At 32.5% G+C, this 22,195-nt stretch carries 23 protein-coding genes; 13 read left to right on the top strand and 10 right to left on the bottom strand.

Translation table 11 applies throughout. The features are described 5' to 3' along the window. Positions 1–83 precede the first annotated feature (83 nt). The 5 genes from MW871_RS10155 to MW871_RS10135 all read left to right on the top strand — a co-directional run bounded on the left by MW871_RS10155 (position 84) and on the right by MW871_RS10135 (position 5,424). Positions 84–2,498, top strand: a complete 2,415-nt coding sequence (locus MW871_RS10155) for a ribonucleoside-diphosphate reductase subunit alpha (protein ID WP_248428431.1) — start codon at positions 84–86, stop codon at positions 2,496–2,498. Between the two features lie 359 nt (positions 2,499–2,857). Further along, positions 2,858–3,757, top strand: a complete 900-nt coding sequence (locus MW871_RS10150) for a hypothetical protein (RefSeq protein ID WP_248428430.1) — start codon at positions 2,858–2,860, stop codon at positions 3,755–3,757. Positions 3,758–3,951: 194 nt separating this feature from the next. Beyond that, positions 3,952–4,698: a hypothetical protein gene (locus MW871_RS10145; protein WP_248428429.1), complete on the top strand. Its 747-nt coding sequence runs from the start codon at positions 3,952–3,954 to the stop codon at positions 4,696–4,698. Between the two features lie 216 nt (positions 4,699–4,914). After that, positions 4,915–5,121: an addiction module protein gene (locus MW871_RS10140; protein WP_188048960.1), complete on the top strand. Its 207-nt coding sequence runs from the start codon at positions 4,915–4,917 to the stop codon at positions 5,119–5,121. Next, on the top strand, positions 5,122–5,424 hold the full coding sequence (locus MW871_RS10135) for a hypothetical protein (protein WP_248428428.1): 303 nt from the start codon (positions 5,122–5,124) through the stop codon (positions 5,422–5,424). 75 nt (positions 5,425–5,499) lie between these two features. On the opposite strand, the gene MW871_RS10130 is transcribed toward MW871_RS10135, so the two are convergent. Then, on the bottom strand, positions 5,500–6,198 hold the full coding sequence (locus MW871_RS10130) for a carbohydrate-binding family 9-like protein (protein WP_188048958.1): 699 nt from the start codon (positions 6,196–6,198) through the stop codon (positions 5,500–5,502). 321 nt (positions 6,199–6,519) lie between these two features. On the opposite strand from MW871_RS10130, the gene MW871_RS10125 reads away from it, so the two are divergent. The 3 genes from MW871_RS10125 to MW871_RS10115 all read left to right on the top strand — a co-directional run bounded on the left by MW871_RS10125 (position 6,520) and on the right by MW871_RS10115 (position 8,972). Next, positions 6,520–6,867, top strand: coding sequence for a hypothetical protein (locus MW871_RS10125; RefSeq protein WP_188048957.1), 348 nt, complete (start codon positions 6,520–6,522; stop codon positions 6,865–6,867). A gap of 171 nt (positions 6,868–7,038) precedes the next feature. Next, the gene (locus MW871_RS10120) at positions 7,039–7,506 is read left to right on the top strand and encodes an RDD family protein (protein WP_188048956.1); all 468 of its coding nucleotides are present in this window, start codon (positions 7,039–7,041) and stop codon (positions 7,504–7,506) included. A gap of 122 nt (positions 7,507–7,628) precedes the next feature. Continuing rightward, positions 7,629–8,972, top strand: coding sequence for a deoxyguanosinetriphosphate triphosphohydrolase (locus MW871_RS10115; RefSeq protein WP_248428427.1), 1,344 nt, complete (start codon positions 7,629–7,631; stop codon positions 8,970–8,972). A gap of 56 nt (positions 8,973–9,028) precedes the next feature. Here MW871_RS10115 and MW871_RS10110 read toward each other — a convergent pair whose 3' ends face one another. Both MW871_RS10110 and MW871_RS10105 read right to left on the bottom strand, forming a co-directional pair. Next, entirely contained in the window at positions 9,029–10,063 is a 1,035-nt protein-coding gene (locus tag MW871_RS10110; RefSeq protein ID WP_188048954.1) for a DUF3078 domain-containing protein, read from the bottom strand. Positions 10,064–10,101: 38 nt separating this feature from the next. Continuing rightward, positions 10,102–11,883 carry a 1-deoxy-D-xylulose-5-phosphate synthase gene (locus MW871_RS10105; RefSeq protein WP_248428426.1) on the bottom strand — a complete coding sequence of 594 codons (1,782 nt, stop codon included), beginning with the start codon at positions 11,881–11,883 and terminating at the stop codon, positions 10,102–10,104. 143 nt (positions 11,884–12,026) lie between these two features. On the opposite strand from MW871_RS10105, the gene MW871_RS10100 reads away from it, so the two are divergent. The 3 genes from MW871_RS10100 to MW871_RS10090 are packed head-to-tail and all read left to right on the top strand — an operon-like array spanning position 12,027 to position 13,042. After that, on the top strand, positions 12,027–12,266 hold the full coding sequence (locus MW871_RS10100; protein WP_188048952.1) for a hypothetical protein: 240 nt from the start codon (positions 12,027–12,029) through the stop codon (positions 12,264–12,266). Beyond that, on the top strand, positions 12,263–12,556 hold the full coding sequence (locus MW871_RS10095; protein WP_248428425.1) for a type II toxin-antitoxin system RelE/ParE family toxin: 294 nt from the start codon (positions 12,263–12,265) through the stop codon (positions 12,554–12,556). Before MW871_RS10100 ends, MW871_RS10095 begins: the two co-directional genes overlap by 4 nt. 42 nt (positions 12,557–12,598) lie before the next feature. After that, positions 12,599–13,042 carry a nucleoside deaminase gene (locus MW871_RS10090; RefSeq protein WP_248428424.1) on the top strand — a complete coding sequence of 148 codons (444 nt, stop codon included), beginning with the start codon at positions 12,599–12,601 and terminating at the stop codon, positions 13,040–13,042. Between the two features lie 88 nt (positions 13,043–13,130). Here MW871_RS10090 and MW871_RS10085 read toward each other — a convergent pair whose 3' ends face one another. From MW871_RS10085 to ahcY, 4 genes are all read right to left on the bottom strand, one after another. After that, on the bottom strand, positions 13,131–15,908 hold the full coding sequence (locus tag MW871_RS10085; protein WP_248428423.1) for an outer membrane beta-barrel protein: 2,778 nt from the start codon (positions 15,906–15,908) through the stop codon (positions 13,131–13,133). Positions 15,909–16,037: 129 nt separating this feature from the next. Continuing rightward, complete coding sequence (locus MW871_RS10080; protein WP_210644715.1) at positions 16,038–16,574, bottom strand: hypothetical protein; 537 nt, start codon at positions 16,572–16,574, stop codon at positions 16,038–16,040. A 246-nt stretch (positions 16,575–16,820) separates the two neighbouring features. Further along, positions 16,821–17,153, bottom strand: coding sequence for a DMT family transporter (locus MW871_RS10075; RefSeq protein WP_248428422.1), 333 nt, complete (start codon positions 17,151–17,153; stop codon positions 16,821–16,823). Between the two features lie 128 nt (positions 17,154–17,281). Next, entirely contained in the window at positions 17,282–18,598 is a 1,317-nt protein-coding gene (ahcY, locus tag MW871_RS10070; protein WP_188048947.1) for an adenosylhomocysteinase, read from the bottom strand. Between the two features lie 275 nt (positions 18,599–18,873). Here ahcY and MW871_RS10065 point away from each other — a divergent pair, with 275 nt between their 5' ends. After that, positions 18,874–19,506, top strand: coding sequence for a 4'-phosphopantetheinyl transferase family protein (locus MW871_RS10065; RefSeq protein WP_248428421.1), 633 nt, complete (start codon positions 18,874–18,876; stop codon positions 19,504–19,506). A gap of 501 nt (positions 19,507–20,007) precedes the next feature. Here the strand turns inward: MW871_RS10065 and MW871_RS10060 are convergent. From MW871_RS10060 to MW871_RS10050, 3 genes are all read right to left on the bottom strand, one after another. Beyond that, complete coding sequence (locus MW871_RS10060; RefSeq protein WP_188048945.1) at positions 20,008–20,397, bottom strand: group III truncated hemoglobin; 390 nt, start codon at positions 20,395–20,397, stop codon at positions 20,008–20,010. Further along, positions 20,394–20,684 (bottom strand): hypothetical protein, encoded by a 291-nt coding sequence (locus tag MW871_RS10055; RefSeq protein ID WP_188048944.1) that lies wholly within the window; start codon positions 20,682–20,684, stop codon positions 20,394–20,396. The genes MW871_RS10060 and MW871_RS10055 overlap by 4 nt, the downstream gene beginning before the upstream one ends. 80 nt (positions 20,685–20,764) lie before the next feature. After that, positions 20,765–21,361, bottom strand: a complete 597-nt coding sequence (locus tag MW871_RS10050; RefSeq protein ID WP_248428420.1) for a Crp/Fnr family transcriptional regulator — start codon at positions 21,359–21,361, stop codon at positions 20,765–20,767. A 96-nt stretch (positions 21,362–21,457) separates the two neighbouring features. Here MW871_RS10050 and MW871_RS10045 point away from each other — a divergent pair, with 96 nt between their 5' ends. Next, entirely contained in the window at positions 21,458–22,192 is a 735-nt protein-coding gene (locus MW871_RS10045) for a phosphoglycerol geranylgeranyltransferase (RefSeq protein WP_248428419.1), read from the top strand. The last annotated feature ends 3 nt before the right edge of the window (positions 22,193–22,195 follow it).

The raw sequence follows: 22,195 nt of genomic DNA, 5'->3' as shown, positions 1-22,195 counted from the left end.
TTAGTGCCTTCGTGGCAAAATCAGATTAACAAATAACTAAAAACAGCAAAGGGATTTGTTGTTTTAAAAAAACCAAAAAAATTATGTACGTAGTAAAAAGAGACGGTCGCAAAGAGCCTGTAATGTTTGACAAAATCACAGATAGAATTAAAAAACTATGCTATGGTTTAAATGATTTGGTAGATGCTGTAAAAGTAGCTATGCGAGTGATTGAAGGACTTTATGACGGAGTTTCTACGTCAGAATTAGATAATTTAGCTGCCGAAACTGCGGCTTCGATGACGATTGCGCATCCTGATTATGCACAATTAGCTGCGAGAATCGCGATTTCAAATTTGCATTCGAATACCAAAAAAGCTTTCTCGGAAACAATGAACGATATGTTTCATTATGTGAATCCAAGAAATGGTCAAGACGCTCCTTTATTATCAGAGGAAGTGCATAAAGTGATTATGGACAATGCGGAATTTTTAGATTCGCATATTATATACAATAGAGATTTCAACTACGATTATTTTGGTTTTAAAACACTAGAGCGTTCGTATTTGCTTAAAATAAACGGTAAAATTGTAGAGCGTCCGCAACATATGTTGATGCGTGTATCGGTTGGAATTCACTTAGGTGATTTAGATTCAGTGATTGAAACTTATGACTTAATGTCTAAAAAATTCTTCACACACGCTACACCAACGTTATTCAACGCAGGAACTCCAAAACCGCAAATGTCTTCTTGCTTTCTATTAGCGATGCAAGATGATAGTATTGACGGAATTTACGATACATTGAAACAAACCGCTAAAATTTCGCAATCAGCGGGTGGCGTTGGATTGTCAATTCACAACGTTCGTGCAACTGGATCTTACATTCGTGGAACCAACGGAACTTCAAACGGGATTGTTCCTATGTTGAGAGTTTTTAATGACACGGCAAGATATGTAGATCAAGGTGGTGGAAAACGTAAAGGTAGTTTTGCGATTTACATCGAAACTTGGCATGCTGATATTTTCGAATTCTTAGACTTGAAAAAGAATACTGGAAAAGAAGAAATGCGTGCTAGAGATTTATTCTTCGCGATGTGGACTTCTGATTTATTCATGAAACGTGTACAAGAAGATAGTTACTGGACGTTGATGTGTCCTAACGAATGTCCAGGTTTATATGATGTTTATGGTGACGAATTTGAAGCCATGTACATCGGTTATGAAAAAGCGGGTAAAGGTAGAAAAACCATTAAAGCGCATGAATTGTGGGAGAAAATTCTAGAATCGCAAATCGAAACTGGAACGCCATACATGTTGTATAAAGATGCAGTCAACAGAAAATCAAATCAGAAAAATTTAGGTACTATTCGTTCATCGAATTTGTGTACAGAGATTATGGAGTTTACTTCTAAAGATGAAATCGCAGTTTGTAACCTAGCGTCTCTTTCGTTACCAATGTTTGTGGATGGTAAGAAATTCGACCACGACATGTTGTACACGGTGACGAAACGCGTAACAAGAAACTTAAACAAAGTTATTGATAGAAATTATTATCCTGTAATTGAAGGAGAAAATTCTAATAAACGCCACAGACCAATCGGTCTTGGAGTGCAAGGATTAGCAGATGCATTCATTATGTTGCGTTTGCCTTTTACAAGTGATGAAGCTAAAAAGCTAAATCAAGAAATTTTTGAAACGCTTTATTTTGCTGCTGTAACCGCTTCTATGGAAATGGCAAAAGAAGAAGGTCCGTATTCTACTTTCGCAGGATCGCCAATGTCTCAAGGAGAATTCCAATACAATATGTGGGGAATGAAAGATGAGGATTTGTCAGGTCGTTGGGATTGGGCTTCTTTAAGAAAAGAAGTGATGGAACACGGTGTGCGTAACTCGTTATTAGTAGCGCCGATGCCAACTGCTTCAACGTCTCAAATTTTGGGTAATAACGAAGCTTTTGAGCCATACACTTCTAATGTATATACACGAAGAGTACTTTCGGGTGAGTTTATCGTGGTAAACAAGCATTTATTGCATGATTTAGTAGAGCGTGGCTTATGGAACGAAACGTTGAAACAAGAATTAATGCGTAATAACGGATCGGTTCAAGATTTGAATATTCCGCAAGATTTGAAAGAATTGTACAAAACAGTTTGGGAAATGTCAATGAAAGATATTATTGATATGTCACGTCAACGTGGGTATTTTGTAGATCAATCACAATCATTGAACTTGTTTATGCAAAACGCCAATTACTCTAAATTGACTTCTATGCATTTCTATGCATGGCAATCTGGATTGAAAACTGGAATGTATTATTTAAGAACAAAAGCAGCTGTTGATGCGATTAAATTTACATTAAATAATGATAAAAAAGCAGAACCAATTGAAGTAGAAGCTAAACCGATACAAGTAGCAGTTCCTGCTGCTCAAGTAGAAATGAGTTCTGAAGAATACAGAACCATGATCGAAATGGCCAGAAATTCTGATCCAGACGATTGCGAAATGTGTGGGTCGTAAATTATATTAAAATGAAAAAGGCTTCTTAATTGAAGCCTTTTATAAGAATAACTTAAATCTATTTGCCGAGGTAAAGAAAATCAAACGCATAAAAAAAGGGAAATCTTTCGAAATCCCTAACTTGGAAAAAACTTAAATAATAAAAGCTTGGCGGCCATTTTTTATTAAGTTATTATAAAGATGATGAGGTTGCCTCACCTACTTTTTTTATACCTCAAAAGTATATAAATTGAATCTTCTTTCCAAGTTAAATTTTCAACACAATGCAAATTATCACAATAAAAGCTCGTGAAGAGTTGTAAGTTAAAGCATTGTATTTAATTAATTATATAGTTTAATAACTATTAAATAAGAAGAAGATGATAAATTTATCAATTTACAGAATAACACTTGTAAATAAATCAAAAGAACAACAAGTGTTAAGTTTCTACAATGAAGAAGAAGATTTGCTAGAAACAATGAATGACTTCTGTAGTCATATCCATAAGAATATTAGATCTTACACTGATGTACAGGGTAAACACAGAACTTTTTCCTTGGCGAATAAACAGCATAAAGATGTTGAAAAAAGAATAATTACAGGTTATTTTGATTCTGCTTACACAGGAGAGTATGGGAAAATAAAAGATAGTAGAACATCTCATCTTAAATATGATATTTTAAAGGGAGATCTTTTTAGCAAAGATTTTTTTTACCTCATTCATGTCCCGAAAAATTCAAAATATGGTTTCTTTGTTTTTCAAAAAAAAGAAAATCATGGAGTAAAAGTAGTGTTTGAAAATGCCTTTAATAATTTTATAAGGACCAAAGGAGTATCAAATTTCTTTTTAGAATTAAAACATGCGCCTTCAAGATATTTAATAACCAACTTTTTTAAGTTTGGTCGTTTAAAAGAATTTAGGTTAATTGATTCGACTGTAAAAAGTAATGACAAGTTCATTAATATGAATTTGGGTAGAGAAGAGCGTGTAATTAAGTTAAATAACGCTGTAAACAGTGAAGTTATAAAGGATGTTTTAGTCGAATTATTTGATAATTTCTCTCACGAAAACAGAATCTCCTTTTTGAACCATGGTGAATTCGATGAAATATCGTTTATAATTACCCATAATGGTGTATCAAAAACATTTTATGTAAAAGATAAAGAAAAAATTAGAGCTAGTTTAAATGTCAGTAATATGGTAGAGTTTCAAGATGGAGAAGCTACATTCGATTCATTGATTAAAATTTGTTTAGAATTGATAGATTCTGCAGCATAATTGATGTTTAAGTAAGCTTTAAAGGAGTTTGTGATTTTCCCCGCTAGTTCAATTGTTTTGAGTCAATCGAAAAGCGAAATTGTCATTAAAAAAAAGAAAGTCCCTAAAAAGACTTTCTTTTTACATTATAATATTTTCAGCAATAATGAAAGAATTTACTTAACTTTACTCACAACTTTTTTAAAACTTCTCAAATGAAAATAAACAAACTACTTATTATAGCGTTAGTAATTTCTAATCTTTGCATGGCGCAGCAATATGATGGAGTTAAAATAGAAAAAAGCAAAGTAGATAAGAATAATGTTATTTATCAAATTGGTAAAACATTTATGTATTCCTATTCTATTCAAAAGAATGAAAACAAATATTTTCTCGTCAATAACACAAAAGACAGTTTAACTACTAATGAAGTGGATAAAAATAAAATTGATGCTATTAAAATGTCCGTTATAAAACCAAAGATGTTTCAAAGGATAAACAAAAATCAAACTGAAATCCGTTATAATTTTGAACCCAATCCTAAATTTTTTAGTTCAACTGGAGTAGTCGAAAATAAAGAGAATGTTTGGATTCATCCTCCCAGAATCGGATTTTTGAATGCATTAGAAACCTGTCCCTTTCCTTATATTAAATTAAATAAGCCTGTTGGTTACACTTGGACTGACAAGATGAGCATTGGCGATCATTGGTCAAACAAACAATGGGGAGAATGGAAAGGTAGACTTCTTTTAGATTACACTTATGTAATTGTTGGGAAAGAAGCAATCAAAACTAGTCTTGGAAGTTTAGATTGTTATAAAATTAATTCAACTGCAAAATCTAATATCGGCGAAAGTAAACTGGTAGCTTTCTATAACGATAAATATGGTTTCGTTAAATTAGAATATACCTTAATGAACGGAATTCAAATCGATATTAATTTAGTTGAAGTTAGTGAATAATCGTAATTGCTAAAAAGCTTTACTGTTACTTTTATGTAGACTTTTTTATGTAAAATAAAATAGGAAAAGAAATACTTATTCAAAAAGCACTGACAGATATTACTAACGGTAATACATATACTCACGAAGAAATGAAGCGATGATTTGAATCTAATATTGTAAATAAAGGATAATTTATTAAGGTTATTATGAATTTTTTTTTTGTAATTTTATAAAATGGAAATCAAAGATTTAAATAAAATAACTACTGCTGAGAAAATTGTTTTAGTTGAGCAGTTATGGGATAGTGTTTCTAAAAAAGACATTGATCTTTCATCGGAACTCAAATCGGAGTTAGATTTTCGATTGCAAAAAGTCGAGGAAGGTAGAGCTGAATATTTTACTTGGCAAGATGTGAAAAAACATATTGATTCATTAAGATAAATGTACAGTGTACATTTTATAAAGGAAGCATTATTGGATATTGAAGAAACAATTCTTTGGTATGAAGAACAAAGAAAAGGACTATCTTATGACTTTGAACTTTGTTTAGAAGTTGGTTTGAATCAGATTACTAGAAATCCTTCTTCATTTCAAAAAAGATACAAATCTGTAAAAATTCTTTTTATAACTCGTTTTCCTTATGGAATTCATTATATAACTACCAACGATACTATAACGGTAATTGGAATCTTTCACACTTCACGTTCGCCTAAAAATTGGGAATCTAGATTAAATTCTCATTGATAACGCAAACGTCCCGCGCGTTCCAAAAATCAACATAAAAACAATTCCTATAAAGACTTTCATTTTACATTACAATCACTTCACAAATCGTAATTCTGCGAACTCGGCTGCTTGATGAAAACCATATTTTTTGCTTTTATAGGCTTTTAAGGATTGGTATTCTTTAGTTTGTCCGAAGTCAATTCGGAATAAATTTCCTTTCCAAATGGTTCCAATTTTTGGAGTTTTAAAATTGCCATTTGTTATTTCGTTTAAACTCGAAAACGGAACAGCAATTTCTACGCTATATCCAGAATCGGTAATTTTTGAAGCTGTTTGCAATCCTTTTACACTAATTGATAAATCAGATTTTCGTTTGGCGCAGTCACTTCCAATGCATCGAATAAGCAGATCGTAATTACTGCTGAAAGCATTTACGCCAATTTCAATGTAATTTTTAACTTTTGCATCTGGACTAATAAAAATCTCTACTAAATCATCAGTTTCAAAGAGAGGAGAATCTTGATTCCTTGCTTTGCCTACAATTTCAGAATCGATACTATTGTAAGCGATATATAAAAAATTATTATCCCAAGAGAGAGACGCAACGGTTGTTTGTGTTGCTTTTTCTTCAGAGTTATGAATAACAAATGGCTGCGAAAAAGGAGAATGCCAGTCGGATAAATCACCATCAATAACTATGGGTTGCTTTGTCTTATGAATTAAAACAGTCTGTGATTTAATTTGTTGCACACTAAAAATCAGTAAGAATACTACAATAAGAGTGTTTTTCATTTTTTACTTCAATACGTTACTTTGTAAAAAGGGTAAATAATAGGTTCTAGAACTTTATCTAAAATTCAAATGTATCTTTTTATGGAGTCAAAACTTTATTTCTATTCAAAATAATTGCCTTTTGTATTGATGAATAAGCTTTAATGCTTTCGTTATTATTAAAGCGCTAATTTATTTTGTGTTAAAAGCAAAAGTAATTTTTTGATTTAAAAAAGTCTAAAGCATTCGATAAGAGTGAGAATTTCATAAATCTATCATAAAATAGTATAAAGATAAAGTTCTCAACCTGAGATATATTTGTATTATCAAAAGAATGTGATTATGAAAGCAATTCAATATACTAAAAAAGTTAGCACGAATATTTTACGTTTAATATATTCTACGTGTACCAATGATTTGGTTATAAATTCGAAACAAGCCAGTGTGATCGAGGATTTTTTCTTAGCCTTTTGTATAGAATTCAATCGTTTGTTCATTGCAGATAGTCTTTTAATGAATGTTTTGCAAAAACACTGTATAGTAAAAGCAAAGACCTATATTGATCATACTAAAAGTATATGTAGAGATAATTTTCTTGAAGATAGAAATGCTTTTCTTGAATTTTTTGGTTCGAATGAAAATTATAGTATTTTAAATAAAATGAGATTATTTGAAAAAACGAATAATTAAGCAGCTCGGTTTTGCTCCTTTGATTTTATAATCTTCTTTTGTAAATAAATCTGAATTTTCACTACCGTTGGCTAGTATTGTCTGTCAATATTGATACTAAAGCCACATTAATTCGCTATATTTGAGAAATGTAGCATCCTATAAAATCTACTCTCCTAAAAAAAAACAAAAATGGAAACTAAAGAATTTATGATTACTGAAGATCTTTTAGCTTCTAAAGGACAACGATTTTTAAACTGTATAATCGATTTGTTTATTGTTTACTTACTTACAATGGGAATTGGTGCAGCCATAAATATACTGGGAGAATTAACGGGTAATTTTAAACTTTCTGAGTGGATTATATCTCTAACTCTAATTGAAAATATCATTTTTGGTCTGGTAGTTTTATTCTTTTATTACGCTATAATGGAAATGTATTTATCCAGAACATTTGGTAAATATTTTACTAAAACTTTAGTCGTAAAGCATAACGGCAATAAACCGAATATGAAAAGTGTAATTATTAGAACTCTAGTTCGAATGATTGCTTTTGAAGCTTTTACTTTTCTTAATGATAATGGAAGAGGTTGGCACGATACATTATCAGTTACTTATGTGGTAAAGAAACATGAGTTTGCGGCAAAAATGAAACTTTAAGAAAAATAATATATATTTTTAAGCGCTATAGCTGTCATTTTTGGCAGCTTTTTTTATTTCCGCTTCTTACTTTTTCTTTATATTCGCTCCTTATAAATTCAGCATAATATATCCATCACAAAATGAACTGGGAACAACTTTTATCACTAAGAAGACAAGGCGACAAAGGCAAAAGATTGCGTGTAGAACAAGATGACACACGTTTGGGTTTTGAAGTAGATTATGATCGAATCGTTTTTTCGGCAGCATTTAGAAGTTTGCAGGACAAGACACAAGTCATTCCACTTTCTAAAACTGACTTTGTACACACGCGTTTGACGCACAGTTTAGAAGTTTCAGTTGTGGGACGTTCTTTAGGAAGACTAGTTGGTAAAAAAATTATTGAAAAATATCCGCATCTTAAAGAAGTACATGGTTTTCACATGAATGACTTTGGAGCTATTGTAGCAGCAGCTTCTTTGGCACATGATATTGGAAATCCACCTTTTGGGCATTCTGGTGAAAAAGCAATAGGAGAATATTTCTCAATTGGGAACGGCCAAAAATACAAGGGACAAGTTTCTAATAAAGAATGGCAAGATTTAATAGATTTTGAAGGGAATGCAAATGGTTTCTCCGTTTTAACAGCCAGTCGTCCCGGAATTGAAGGCGGATTGCGAATTTCATACGCTACTTTGGGCGCTTTTATGAAATACCCAAAAGAAAGCTTGCCTAAAAAACCAACGAAGAATATTGCAGATAAAAAATATGGTTTCTTTCAGACCGATAAAAACTTTTTTCAGGAAGTAGCCGCCGACATGGGTATGATTCCCAATAAATCAGGAGATGATATTGGTTACGAAAGACATCCTTTAGCTTATTTGGTAGAAGCAGCAGATGATATTTGTTACACCATCATAGATTTTGAAGACGGAATAAACTTAGGATTGGTATCTGAAGATTTTGCGTTAGAATATCTAATTAAATTAGTAAAGGACAGTATCGACACATCAAAATATAAAACACTAACCACGAAAGAGGATCGCATTAGTTATTTGCGTGCTTTGGCAATTGGCAGTTTAATTAATGATGCAGTGAGTGTTTTTGTAGCTAATGAGGAAGCAATCCTAAATGGTAAGTTCCCTTATTCGTTGATGGATAAAAGCAAATACAAAGTCCAGATGGATGATATTATTAAGATTAGCGTTAATAATATTTATCAGAGTAGAGAAGTAATAGAGAAAGAAATTGTAGGATATCAAATTATTCAAACTCTTTTAGATAAATTTATAACGGCTTATAATAATAGATTTAATGAAACGGAATCTAACTACGATTCCTTAATTTTAAAATTATTGCCTGAGAAACACCATTTAGAGAAAGAGAATGTTTACGAAAGATTATTACACATTTGTCATTTTATTTCGATGCTTACAGATGGAAATGCGCTTTTGTTTTATAAAACAATAACCGCTGTAAAAAACTAATTAATACTTTACTGTAACGATATAAAAAAGTCCTGATTTTTATCAGGACTTTTTTATTAAAACACATATTCTAAACCAACACCTATGGCTTGCCTTATTTGGGTTCTTGGGCCTTGAGTGATTTGAATTCCTGCTACTTCTTTTTTAGATTTAATATCATCATCATAAATTACGTGAGCGCCTATGTTGGCTTTTACATATTGATTTACGACAAGCTCTATTTGCAAATCATAATCGATATCTACATTTCCAAAACGATTAATATAATCCGAATACAAACTCACTCGATTCTCTAATATTATATTTTTAAAAACTTCTTTTCGGTATTTTCCAGTGATTAGAAAACCAAGTTCCATTTTCGATTTTTTTCCTTCACTTATAAGATTTTTGTCTAGATCATAAGTAGCTTTATCAACCCCAAAAGCACCTTGATTGGCCAAAGATTGGTCTAAAACCAAAGTAGTTTTGAAGGTAAATGGCGAAATATAAAAAGTTCTATTTTTTTCTACATTAATGTTTTCAGCACCAATTCCCATAAAAATATACGCTGGAGCAAATGGTTTCGATATAGCTCTATCGGTATTAGGATAAGCATAACCGTTGGTGAATTGCGTGTTAAAATTAAATTTAGCAGAATGAAACCAGTTGGAGAGCGTGTCTTTTCGATATCCAAAAGTAGAGTTTAATTTCATGGCATCGTCTGTTTTCTTAAGACCTTGTCCGTCTTGCTTGTTTACACCGTATCTAAAAATTAACTCGTTAGACCAGTTGTAATTGCTTCTTCTGTAGTTTCTTATAAAATTCCCTTTTAATAAACCGGAAATCGAACTTGTTCCTCCTGCATTCCAATTAAAAAAAGCTACTTCGGAAATGTCAAAACCCAATGTGTTTTTTTTGTTCCAATACGTCAAAGGAATATAATGGGTTTTTGTTCTAATTTTAAAATACTTTATAGAAGGTTTAGCTACAATCATTTTTTTTGTAGCAGGTCTTAAGGTATCAAATATATATACTTTTGTAGAGTCCTGAGAAAAACATTTTATAGAAAAAGTGCAGATAAAAAAGAGTAAAGTGTAGGTTAATAACTTCATTTGGGAGTGATTGTATTTAACGGCGCAAAATAAATATTTTAAAAGTTTGAAAAAAGTATTTCGAGACTTTTAACGTCTATTTTACAATATTGTTGCAATTCGGCTACATTTCCATGCTGAATAAATTCATCTGGAATGCCAAGAGTGGTAATTTGTGATGAATAATGGTTTGTTGAGGCAAATTCAAGAATTGCACTACCAAAACCTCCAATAACTGTCCCATCTTCAATTGTGATGATCGTTTTGAATTTTTTAAAGATAGAATGCAATTGATTTTCATCGAGTGGTTTTACAAATGGAAAATCATAATGTGCTAGCTGTTCTGGATTTTTTGTTTTGGCAATAGCCAAAGTAACGTTGTTGCAAATAGTTCCATTAGACAAAATAGCAATTTTAGAACCTTGCTTTAGACAGTCACTTTTACCGATTTCTATTGCTTGGTAAATTCCTTGATAATTTTTTTGCCAATCCGGAATTACACCACGACCGCGCGGATATCGAATAGCAATAGGATGTTTTAATCCTAATTGGGCAGTGTATAATATATTTTGCAATTCAATTTCATTTCTTGGAGCGTAAATAATCATGTTTGGAATGCAACGCAAATAAGCGATATCAAAAACGCCATGATGCGTAGCGCCATCTTCACCGACTAAACCCGCTCTGTCTAAACAAAAAATAACCGGTAAGTTTTGTAAAGCGACATCATGAATGACTTGATCATACGCTCTTTGTAAAAATGTAGAATAAATGTTGCAGTACACAATCATTCCTTGTGTAGCCATTCCGGCGGCAAGCGTGACAGCGTGTTGTTCTGCAATTCCTACATCAAAAGCGCGTTTTGGAAATTCCTTCATCATAAAATTTAAGGAACTTCCCGATGGCATTGCTGGAGTAATTCCAATTATTTTTTCGTTCTTTCGGGCTAAATCTAATACGGTCAAGCCAAAAACATCTTGGTATTTTGGAGGAAGATTTTCCTCTGCTTTTATATATATTTCACCAGTAGAAGCGTCAAATTTGCCTGGTGCATGGTATTTTACCTGATCTTCTTCTGCTTGTTTTAGTCCTTTTCCTTTTGTGGTAATAACGTGAAGGAATTTAGGACCTTTTATTTTTTGTAAACGTTTTAATTCCTTGATTACGGCAAAAATATCATGGCCATCAATAGGACCTGAATAATCAAAATTCAAGGATTTGATCATGTTATTCTGTCTCGGATTTTTTCCTTCTTTTACGGCAGTGAGATATTTTTTTAGGGCACCAACACTGGGATCAATTCCAATAGCATTGTCATTTAAAATCACTAATAAATTAGCATCTGTAACTCCGGCATGATTCAATCCTTCAAAAGCCATTCCGGACGCAATTGATGCATCACCAATTACTGCAATATGTTGTTTCTCGAAATCTCCTTTCAAATTAGAAGCGATTGCCATTCCTAAAGCGGCAGAAATAGAAGTAGAGGAGTGGCCTACGCCAAAAGTATCGTAAATACTTTCGTCTCTTTTTGGGAAACCGGAAATCCCGCCTAATTGTCTGTTAGTGTGAAAATCATCTCTTCGACCAGTAAGTATTTTGTGTCCGTAAGCTTGGTGACCCACATCCCAAACTAATAAATCATTTGGCGTGTCAAAAACATAATGCAAGGCGATAGTAAGTTCTACTACACCTAAACTGGCACCTAGATGACCTTCTTTTACCGCTATAATATCGATGATAAAATTACGTAGTTCTCGCGCAACTTCAGGAAGCTGAGCCTCATCGATTAAGCGCAAATCGGATGGAGAATTTATGTTTTGGAGTAAGTTGTTTTTCATTAGAATATAAAAAGCGAATTTACGGTTTTAAATAATAAATTCCGCAAATTGTAAATTTACATTCTGTATTTGCAACCGCATTCGATTTTTCTATCGGTTTATTAACGGATTTTTTTTATAACTTTGAAATAAATTCAGTTACTATGAATGTAGAAATCCAACGCAGAAATATTGTGCACAGAATATTAGATATTGAAAATGTACAGTTATTAAATAAAATAGAAGATTTACTAAATAATGATATTTATACTTATTCTACAAGTGGAGAGTCGTTAACTATAAATCAATATAAAAGTCACTTAAGTGAAATTATGAAGCTTTCGGATGCAGGAGAAGCAGGGTATTCATCTGAGGAAGCTCGAAAAAAAATCATTAAAAAGTGAAGCCGGTTATTTGGTCTCCAAATGCAATAGAATCTATTCGAAATAGTTATAACTATATCTACACTAAAAGCCCGCAAAACGCGGATTTAGTTGTAGAAACCTTATTTGATTTAGGTGATAAGCTAAATTTATTCCCTGAAAAAAATCCAATAGAACCATTGTTTAATTCAGAAGCAATTCGCTTTTTCCCGAAATGGAATTTCAAAATAGTATACCGAATTGAAGAACATAGAATTTATATTCTAGATGTTTTTTCAACGTCACAAAATCCTAAAAACCACAATATATAGTTTAGAAAGCTATCGCTTATATCGTACTACGAATTAAACACTATGATAAATCCTTTTAACGACGAATATTTCATGAAAAAAGCTTTACAGGAAGCAGAAATGGCTTTTGATAAAGATGAAATTCCTGTAGGCGCTATTATAGTAATTGATAATAAGATTATCGCTCGAAGTCATAATTTGACTGAGTTACTAAATGATGTAACTGCTCATGCGGAAATGCAATCTATTACTGCGGCGGCTAATTTCTTGGGAGGAAAATATTTAATAGGATGTACACTTTATGTTACGCTTGAACCCTGTCAAATGTGTGCCGGTGCTTTGTACTGGAGCCAGATTTCTAAAATTGTGTATGGCGCTAGCGATGAAAATCGTGGTTTTGTAAAAATGGGAACAAAGCTGCATCCTAAAACTACTATTGTTTCTGGAATTTTAGCTGATGAAGCAGCTGATTTAATGAAACGCTTTTTTGCTCAAAAAAGAAAATAAAAACATTCCCATAGTAGTAAAAATAAGCAAAGCCCTTGAGATGAAAAATCAAGGGCTTTGTTTTTGCAATTATCTGAATTAATAATTATTACATGTCTATTGGCACCGCTCTGTTTCCTCGACCTTCACCATTTTTGCCTCCTGGAGGATTTTTCATTCCTGAAAAATCTTGTATTTTGTAGGTTAATGAGAAAATAGCATATCGCTTTAAAATTGTGTTTTCATCATCGCGTATTGTGGTTGCTGAGATTGTTCTGGTACTACTCTGATTTTGATTTAGTAAGTCATAGACTTTGACTTTTGCGATGAAATTTTTATCAAAAAAAGTATACGATAAACTGGTGTTCCAGAGATAAAAATCCTTTTTAAATTCAGACGAAAGTTTAGAGTTGTAAGTATAACCAAAATCATTTCCCCACGTCCAATTGTTTGGCCAATAGCTAGTAGTTTGTATGTTTAATCGATGAACGACATTTGAACTTGATTTGGTCAGATAATTATCATATTGGGTTTCGTTATAAGAGAAATTATATGAAGGTGCTACTGTGAAAAATTCTCCGTAATCGTAGTTTACATATACTCTAGGACTTATTCCTGTCGAGGTTGCGTCAAACAAAACACCGTCAGTAAAGCCTTTTGAAGTTGAAAAATTGGCATTCATTGAAATGCCATATCGCAATAAATTTGCTTCTTGTTTGATTGATTTGTTCCAACTTCCTCCTCCAGAAATAACATAAGTTCCAGATATGTTTTCGTAAGTAGTTGTTCTCTTCCTATTGGCATCGTAAACGGAGGACGATATAATTTCACTGCTGTAAAAGTCTGCATTAGCAAAAATAGAATATCCAGAACGCGTACGGAAATCAAAATTTCTATAATTAATATTCGCGCTGTGCTTCTCGTTTGGTTTTAAATCAGGGTTACCAATGACCGTATTCAGCGGATTAGAAAGATTTACAACAGGAAGTAATTGATTGGAAGACGGTAATGAAACCGAGTAGTTATATCTCGTTGTAAGTGCTTTTGAGCGATCGAATTTATATCTTACTTGTCCGCTAACATTGGGTAAAATGTATTTTTTGTTGAGATCGGTTGCTTGGTTTAAATAATTAGAATAATTGTCATATTGAACAATAGAAGAGGACGAATTAATATCGACTGTGAAATTATTTTTTTCAAATCGAATTCCAGCTTTTGGAATAATACTGTTTTGTTTTGAAGAAGTATAATTAGATTGTAAGTCATTCAACTCTGAATACGATTCATTTAAAGAATTAAAATTATAGGTTCGAACTTCGTTTGCTGTAGTGCTGAAATTATACGCAAGTCCTATTCTAAAACGCAATGAATCGGTTACGGGTTCTGTGTATTCTATTTCCGCAGCATAGGAATCGCTTGAACTGTCAGAAATGGTGTTTTGATTTCTATTGTCAGTTGTCTGAGTCGCATAATAGGTTGTCTCCGATTGGGTTAATTCGTTGCTATTTGATTTAGAGTTGTTATTGTTGAATACGAGACTCAAATTTCTGGCTTTCTTTTCAAATGATTTGTTGAAATTGATTGCGTTCTGAAAATTATTAGAATCGTTTTGAGTGGTTGATTTCGATTTCGAGTCATTGGTCAATGTTCCATTTTCATCTGTAGAATTACTTCTAGAATCGGAATAACTATCGGATTTAGTACTAGAAAACTTTGGTGCAGCAAATATTTGAATACCTGGAATTGCTTTATACTCTAATTCAACACCCGCTTTATGACTCGTGTTATCATTTTTTGTTTTCGATTCCGATTCCGTTGTAAAATTTCCTGTAGGCAAGAAATTAATTGCTTTGGATTTGTATAAATTATCGGTTTCTGTATTCGAAAAATTATAATTAGCCGAGGTTTGTAAACCGTTGATCCATTCATCCGAATAGTTTAACCCTAATAAGTTTGATTTGGTAATTCCTTTTGCTCCATTTTTTGAAGTATTTCCTCTAGCGTTTCTGCCTCCTCCCATATTATCAAAAACCTCATCCATAGAGAAGCCTGGAGCATTAATGTTATTTGAAGATCCTAAAAGGCTTATTTTTCTATTATTATCAAATAAATTGACAATAAAACTAGATTCGTATCGATCATCGGTACCATAACCGCCTAGGAATTTACCAAAATAGCCTTTGTTTTTTTCTTTGTCAATTGTTAAATTAATGCTGGCATTATCTGAGCTTGAAGCTGATTTTGTATATTCTTCTTTTTTTGTTTTATAGTCGGAAACCTGAACTTTGTTAATGATATCTGCTGGTAAATTTTTTAAAGCCATCACTCCATCGCGATCAAAAAATGGTTTTCCGTTGACCAATACTTGGTTTACTTCTTTTCCGTTAACGGTAATTTTACCATCACTGTCTACTTCAAAACCAGGTAATTGTTTGAGCAATGTCTCTACATTTGAGTCTGGGCGAACTTTGAATAAAGAAGCTTTAAACTCAATAGTATCATTTTTTACGCGTATCGGAGGTTCTTCAGTAATAATTGTCACACCAGAAAGCATGTTTGCCGATTCCGGAAGCGCAATAGTATTAAAATCTCTGTTGCCATTAATTTCCGGAACAAGTTCTTTATGTGTTTCAAAACCCATATAGGTTACTTTTAGAAAAACAGGCTTTTCTTGTTTTTTTACGCTTAGTATAAAATTACCATTTTTGTCGGTAAGGGTATATTCTAACATCGTAGAATCTTTTACGGTTGTGAAATAAACCGTAGCTGATTCTAATGGGAATTTGTCATTTGCACCGATTACCTTCCCTTTGATAGTGTATTTTTCCTGAGCGTGAGAAAATAAAGAACAAAGTAAAAAAAATAAAATGGCGTAGGATTTTGACATAGTACAAGAGTTAATTCTCATTAAGATATCAAATAACAAGAAAGGTTTAATGAGAAATAAGTATCAATCAAAAAAAATCCTCGAAAAACAGCTGGTTTTGCGAGGATCAATATTATATTGGCATCAATATTAATTTTTTTTGGATTCTTTTTTAGCTTCTTTTTGTTTTATTTTTAATTCCTTTTCTTCTTTTTTTAATTCCTTTTCTTCCTCTTGTTTTTTTGTGAGAGCTTCTCTATCTACTCTTAATTTTTCTATCTCAGCTTCATATGTTTTTATTTTTGTTTCCGAAGTTTCTAGTTTTGTTTTAGCTTTAGTTATTTTTTCTTCTGTTTTAGTAATGTTTTTGGCTAATTTATTATCGTCTGAAGTTTTTAGATTGTTTTTAGTGATTTCTAAATTGGCTTTTTCTTCAGTAAGTTGTATTATTTTTTGCTCTAGTTTTTTAGTTTTTCGTTGCTCTTTACTCAGTTTAATTTCTGCTGTTTGAGTGTTATTTCTGTTATGTTGTAATATAAGTTGCTGTTGTTGTATTTGCATATACATCAGGTTTTGCTGTCTTGTCATTTGAACCGCCGCATTCATTTGTCTTTGAGCACTAGAATATTGTGCGTTTGTTGCAAGAGTACTTAAAAGTGCTATTATTGTAATTAATAGAAGTTTCATAATTTATATTTTTTTATAAGCCTCAAATATAAAAGAATATAAAAGTATAATTGTCATTAAGGTTTATTTTTTGTAGGAATTAACAGTGGGTTGCATAAGGGATAGCAGCGGCATCCTTTTGGGAAGCTTTAGCGGAACAAAAGATACAGCGAATAGCCCGACCCGAAGTTTTTACGCAGGGACTGCCCAAAAACAAGAAATCATCAATAGATATAAATCTGAAATTCACTGCTAAAACTTATACAATTAATGTCCTGTAGTTTTTGAAAAAACATTGATTATGATAACGCCAATTAAAATTAGCGATAAACCGAGGATTGCGGGTAAATCTGGAATTTGTTTAAAAAAAACAGCACCAATTATAGTAATTAAAACAATTCCAACTCCAGACCAGATTGCATAAGCAATTCCTATTGGAATGGTTCTTATGGCAAAACTCAAAAAGTAAAAGGCACCACAATAACCTACAATTGTAATGATACTTGGAATTAACTTACTGAATTCTTCCGATTTTTTTAGTGCTGAGGTTGCAATAATCTCAAAGAGAATAGCAATGCCTAAAAATAAAAAGTTTTTCATAAAATACGCTTATTTGTTTCTGTAGTACTAAAAATAGAAACCCTCACATTCAAACTGAATTTAGCTCAGTTAATGTAAGGGTTTAAATCTAAAATAAAATTCCTCCTTTGTCGGAATGACAAATCAGACTAGTATCTGTAATATTCTGGTTTGAATGGACCTGAAACTTCTACACCAATGTAAGCCGCTTGATCGTCACGTAATGTTTCTAATTCAACTCCTAATTTAGCCAAGTGTAAAGCTGCCACTTTTTCATCTAAATGTTTAGGTAACATATACACGTCATTGTTGTATGCCGCGCTGTTTTTCCACAATTCGATTTGAGCTAAAGTTTGGTTTGTAAAAGAGTTACTCATTACAAAACTCGGGTGACCTGTAGCGCAACCTAAGTTTACCAAACGACCTTCAGCAAGGATAAGGATATCTTTTCCTGCGATAGTATATTTGTCTACTTGTGGTTTGATTTCAACTTTAGACGCTCCGTGAGTTTTGTTCAACCAAGCCATGTCGATTTCGTTATCAAAGTGTCCGATGTTACAAACGATCGTTTTATCTTTCATTTGTTCAAAGTGAGAACCAAGAACGATATCTTTATTTCCAGTAGTTGTAATGATGATATCAGCATTTGCAACAACAGTATTTAATTTTTTAACTTCAAAACCGTCCATTGCCGCTTGTAAAGCACAAATTGGGTCAATTTCAGTAACGGTTACAATAGATCCAGCACCTCTAAAAGAAGCCGCAGTTCCTTTTCCTACGTCACCATATCCGCAAACAACAACTCTTTTTCCAGCAAGCATAATGTCTGTTGCACGACGAACTGCATCAACTGCAGATTCTTTACAACCGTATTTGTTGTCAAATTTCGATTTAGTAACAGAGTCATTAACATTGATTGCAGGCATTGGCAATGTTCCCGCTTTTACTCTTTCGTAAAGTCTGTGAACTCCAGTTGTAGTTTCTTCAGACAATCCTTTGATTCCAGCTACTAAATGTGGGTAACGATCAATAACCATGTTGGTTAAATCTCCACCATCATCCAAAATCATGTTCAATGGTTTTCTATCTTCACCAAAGAATAAGGTTTGCTCGATACACCAGTCAAAATCCTCTTCGTTCAAACCTTTCCAAGCGTAAACTTGAATTCCAGCAGCAGCGATTGCAGCAGCAGCTTGATCTTGCGTAGAGAAAATGTTACAAGAAGACCAAGTAACCTCAGCTCCAAGAGCGATTAATGTTTCGATTAAAACCGCAGTTTGAATAGTCATGTGCAAACATCCTGCAATACGAGAACCTGCAAGCGGTTGTTCGTCTTTATATTCAGCACGAAGTGCCATTAAACCTGGCATTTCAGCTTCAGCTAGTTCAATTTCTTTTCTTCCCCAAGCCGCTAGAGAAATGTCTTTTACTTTGAAAGCCACAAAAGGCATAGTTGTAGTACTCATTTATAGTATATTTGTAATGTAAATTTTTTGCAAAATTACGCAATAAAGTTATGACTTTAAAAGGATTCCTAAATATTTATGAATTGTTTAATTTTGTAATCTTTTAAAAATCAGTAAAATAATTTTTTTAAACTGAATTATTTTTAGTTTAAGGAGCTATTTCCCGCTTTGCACTGTATCTTTTATAATAGTAGGCTTCCAGCCTTTCGAAGGCTGGAAGCCTACTATTATAAAAGGATGCCGTTTCAATCGGGGCTAGGGATCACGATACTAACATGCCACTATTCAAGACAATATCCTTTAATTCGACAACACAAATTCTAGTTTGGAAGATTACAGAATCTTACCAAGAACTTTTGGATACCGTAGTTTTAAACGAAAAAAACAGCATCCGATTAGCCGGAATGAAATCACCATTGCACCAACGCGCTTTTCTCAGCGTGCGCAAATTATTTCATTTGGCCGGTTATACCGATTTTGATCTGTACTATGATGAATTTGGAAAACCACATCTTAAAGATGGCAAGCACATTTCAATCACTCATTCACATGAATTTTCGGCAATTATTCTAAGCGACGAAACCGTGGGAATCGACATGGAATTACAACGTGATAAAATCATAAAAATAGCCGATAAATTCTGCGATTCGGAATTTCAGTATTTAATCGATAACGAAGAGTATATTCGGAAATTAACCGTGATTTGGGGTGCTAAAGAAGCTATTTTTAAAATCAGAAACGAAAAAGGAATCAGTTTCAAAAATCACATCAAAGTCAATGCTTTTGACTTAGAAACTAAAGAAGCTATTTCTGAATTGCATTTTGATCGCTTAATCAAAAATTTCAAAATCTATTTTGAGGAAATTGAAGGTTTTACTTTGGTATATGCCTTTCAACTAAATGTTTAAAATAGTTACGTAGCGTTTTTTGCCGCAAAGACACAAAGTCACAACTTCTTTTAGTTTTACAAATCAAGATAATCCTAAATTTAGTGACTTTGAGACTTCGAGGAATTGCTTTTAAGTGGTCTTTAGTTTTTTTTGCCACAAAGGCACAAAGACGCAAAAAAATATTCTTTACGTTTTATAAATCAAAATAATCAAATGCTTCGTGTCTTTGTGCCTTGGCGGCGTTATTTTTAAGTATTCTTCAGTTTGTTTTTACCACATAAGCACAAATACGTAAAAAAAATATTCTTTACGTTTTTATAAACCAAAATAATCAAAAGCTTAGTGACTTTGAGTCTTGGCGGCATTATTTTTAAGTAGTCTTTAGTTTGTTTTCGCCACAAAGGCACAAAGGCGCAAAAAAAAAATATTCTTTACTTTTTAATAAATCAAAATAATCAAAAGCTTCGTGTCTTTGTGACTTCGTGGCATTTTTTTTAAGTAATCTCAAATTGAAAGTAATTACACTTTTCTGCGACTCTCAAAAATATTCATAAAAAGAAAAGTACTCATTTTCTGCGCTCTACGTTTTAGAACATCGGCATTTTCGCCTACAAACAATTCATCAATAGTAGCAAACCATATATTCAGCCAAATACCAAAGATGTTTGACGTAATCTGCTGGTTGAATTTTTTATCTACTGCGTTATGCGCTACGATTGGGTTTCCAGTAAATTTTCGAGTACCAAATATATTCATTTCCCAAAAATCGGTCAACTTTTCTAGATGTTCTTCCCAATTGGTAATGGTTTCATTAAAGAAAAAACCGATTTCCTGATCCGCTCTTATTTTTTCGTAAAAAGTGCTAACTAACAGTTTTAGATCTTCTCGGTTTTCAATTTCTTTTATCATCGGATAATTAAGGTGTTCATTAAAATAAAGAAAATACTTGAAATAACGCTGATGATAGTCAAGTTAAAAATTACTTTATGTTTCATCTGGGCTAAAATTGACGTATTAACAAGCATGCAAATTAATACAATAATTGCCAATTGTCCCATTTGCAAAATACTTGTTCCGTTTCTTAGGATATTCATTGCAGCAGCTGAACCTAAACAACTTTGTCCAATAACGATTAAAGTTGCAAAACCAATAAAATTGTTGTTGAAATCAGCGAGTGTTTTTTGATATAGTGACATGATAGTTAAATTTTTTTGTTATTACAAATTTACAGACATATCAATATGTTTATTTATGACCTATATCATAAACCAGAAAATCAACGATATACTTTTCTATTAATGATTTTTAGTTCTCCTTTTTTTTCTAATGTTTTGATGGTTCGTATTACAGTTTCTACGCGAAGTCCCGTTAAATCGCCCATTTGTTGTCGGGTCAAATCAATATGGAAACCATTATTTTCTTTTTTAAAATTAAAATAAGTAATCGAATAATCAAATAATTGCAAAAGGCGGTGTTCTGAATCTTGAGTAGAAATCTCAGCAGCCATTACCGATTTGTAATGCAAACGTTGCGCTAAATTTTCAATCATAATAATAGAAACTTCGGGGTTTTCAGCCATTAGTTGAAGAAAGTTAGCTTTAGAAACACACATTAATTCAGCTTCTTCGACTACTTCAGCATTTGCGGGATACGTTCTTTCTAAAAACAAAGGAGGTTCACCAAAACATTGATTTACAGTAAAAAAACCTTGAATAAATTCGCGACCTTCATCGTTAAAATTATTCATTTTTACCGAGCCAGAAATGATTTGGTAATAATGTGTGGCTAATTTATCCTTCTCGAAAATGATTTCTGATTTTTTATAAAGGCGTCTAAAAGCGCCATATTTTTCTAAAATTTCTATTTTTATCATACAGTTGTTATTCTCGCATTTTTGATTCCTAAAACTAAGATAAGTTTTCTTAAAGTTTGGCTCACTTTCAAAAAAACGCATACTTTTACGTTTATTATGAAAAATAAAGATAAGGATATATATGGTCAAATACTTTTGGCAAGATCAGAGAATCGCAAATTATTAGCGATTTTACTGGATCCTGATAAAATAGTTTTAGAAGATATTAAAGAATTGATTCTGAAAATTAATCAGTCACCGGCGACTCATCTTTTTATTGGAGGAAGTCTTGTCGAAAATAATATTCTTGACGAATTGATTTTAAAAATAAAACTAAACTGTAATTTGCCCATTGTTTTATTCCCCGGAAACCCGTCGCAAATTTCCAGTCATGCCGATGGAATTTTGTTTCTTTCTTTACTCTCTGGACGAAATCCAGATTATTTGATATCCCATCAAGTAAAAGCAGCTCCGCTATTAAAGAAAACCCAACTCGAAATTATATCTACAGGTTATATTTTAATAGAAAGCGGAAGCGAAACAGCGGTAGAACGTGTGAGTAAAACCAAACCAATTGATAGAGAAAATATAGATAAGGCTTTGGCAACAGCTCAAGCGGGAGAAATGTTAGGTAATAAATTGGTCTATCTAGAAGCAGGAAGTGGTGCAAAATATTCGGTTCCTTTAGAAATGATAACAACAGTTTCTAGAAATATAGGAATACCATTAATTGTTGGTGGCGGAATTGTATGTTTGCAAGGAATTCAAAATGCTTATGATGCGGGAGCTGATTTAGTAGTTATTGGAACCGCTTTTGAAAATGATGTAGCGTTTTTTAACCCAACAAAATAATAT

It is taken from the genome of Flavobacterium pygoscelis, from assembly GCF_023162025.1.
GTDB classification, from domain to species: domain Bacteria; phylum Bacteroidota; class Bacteroidia; order Flavobacteriales; family Flavobacteriaceae; genus Flavobacterium; species Flavobacterium pygoscelis.
Note: the sequence above shows the minus strand (reverse complement) of the source record. Positions and strands in the feature narration are given on the sequence as shown.

Coding starts and splice junctions, on each gene's coding strand:
- MW871_RS10155 (WP_248428431.1), top strand. CDS start 84: ATGTACGTAGTAAAAAGAGACGGTCGCAAAGAGCCTGTAATGTTTGAC.
- MW871_RS10150 (WP_248428430.1), top strand. CDS start 2,858: ATGATAAATTTATCAATTTACAGAATAACACTTGTAAATAAATCAAAA.
- MW871_RS10145 (WP_248428429.1), top strand. CDS start 3,952: ATGAAAATAAACAAACTACTTATTATAGCGTTAGTAATTTCTAATCTT.
- MW871_RS10140 (WP_188048960.1), top strand. CDS start 4,915: ATGGAAATCAAAGATTTAAATAAAATAACTACTGCTGAGAAAATTGTT.
- MW871_RS10135 (WP_248428428.1), top strand. CDS start 5,122: ATGTACAGTGTACATTTTATAAAGGAAGCATTATTGGATATTGAAGAA.
- MW871_RS10130 (WP_188048958.1), bottom strand. CDS start 6,198: ATGAAAAACACTCTTATTGTAGTATTCTTACTGATTTTTAGTGTGCAA.
- MW871_RS10125 (WP_188048957.1), top strand. CDS start 6,520: ATGAAAGCAATTCAATATACTAAAAAAGTTAGCACGAATATTTTACGT.
- MW871_RS10120 (WP_188048956.1), top strand. CDS start 7,039: ATGGAAACTAAAGAATTTATGATTACTGAAGATCTTTTAGCTTCTAAA.
- MW871_RS10115 (WP_248428427.1), top strand. CDS start 7,629: ATGAACTGGGAACAACTTTTATCACTAAGAAGACAAGGCGACAAAGGC.
- MW871_RS10110 (WP_188048954.1), bottom strand. CDS start 10,063: ATGAAGTTATTAACCTACACTTTACTCTTTTTTATCTGCACTTTTTCT.
- MW871_RS10105 (WP_248428426.1), bottom strand. CDS start 11,883: ATGAAAAACAACTTACTCCAAAACATAAATTCTCCATCCGATTTGCGC.
- MW871_RS10100 (WP_188048952.1), top strand. CDS start 12,027: ATGAATGTAGAAATCCAACGCAGAAATATTGTGCACAGAATATTAGAT.
- MW871_RS10090 (WP_248428424.1), top strand. CDS start 12,599: ATGATAAATCCTTTTAACGACGAATATTTCATGAAAAAAGCTTTACAG.
- MW871_RS10085 (WP_248428423.1), bottom strand. CDS start 15,908: ATGTCAAAATCCTACGCCATTTTATTTTTTTTACTTTGTTCTTTATTT.
- MW871_RS10080 (WP_210644715.1), bottom strand. CDS start 16,574: ATGAAACTTCTATTAATTACAATAATAGCACTTTTAAGTACTCTTGCA.
- MW871_RS10075 (WP_248428422.1), bottom strand. CDS start 17,153: ATGAAAAACTTTTTATTTTTAGGCATTGCTATTCTCTTTGAGATTATT.
- ahcY (WP_188048947.1), bottom strand. CDS start 18,598: ATGAGTACTACAACTATGCCTTTTGTGGCTTTCAAAGTAAAAGACATT.
- MW871_RS10065 (WP_248428421.1), top strand. CDS start 18,874: ATGCCACTATTCAAGACAATATCCTTTAATTCGACAACACAAATTCTA.
- MW871_RS10060 (WP_188048945.1), bottom strand. CDS start 20,397: ATGATAAAAGAAATTGAAAACCGAGAAGATCTAAAACTGTTAGTTAGC.
- MW871_RS10055 (WP_188048944.1), bottom strand. CDS start 20,684: ATGTCACTATATCAAAAAACACTCGCTGATTTCAACAACAATTTTATT.
- MW871_RS10050 (WP_248428420.1), bottom strand. CDS start 21,361: ATGATAAAAATAGAAATTTTAGAAAAATATGGCGCTTTTAGACGCCTT.
- MW871_RS10045 (WP_248428419.1), top strand. CDS start 21,458: ATGAAAAATAAAGATAAGGATATATATGGTCAAATACTTTTGGCAAGA.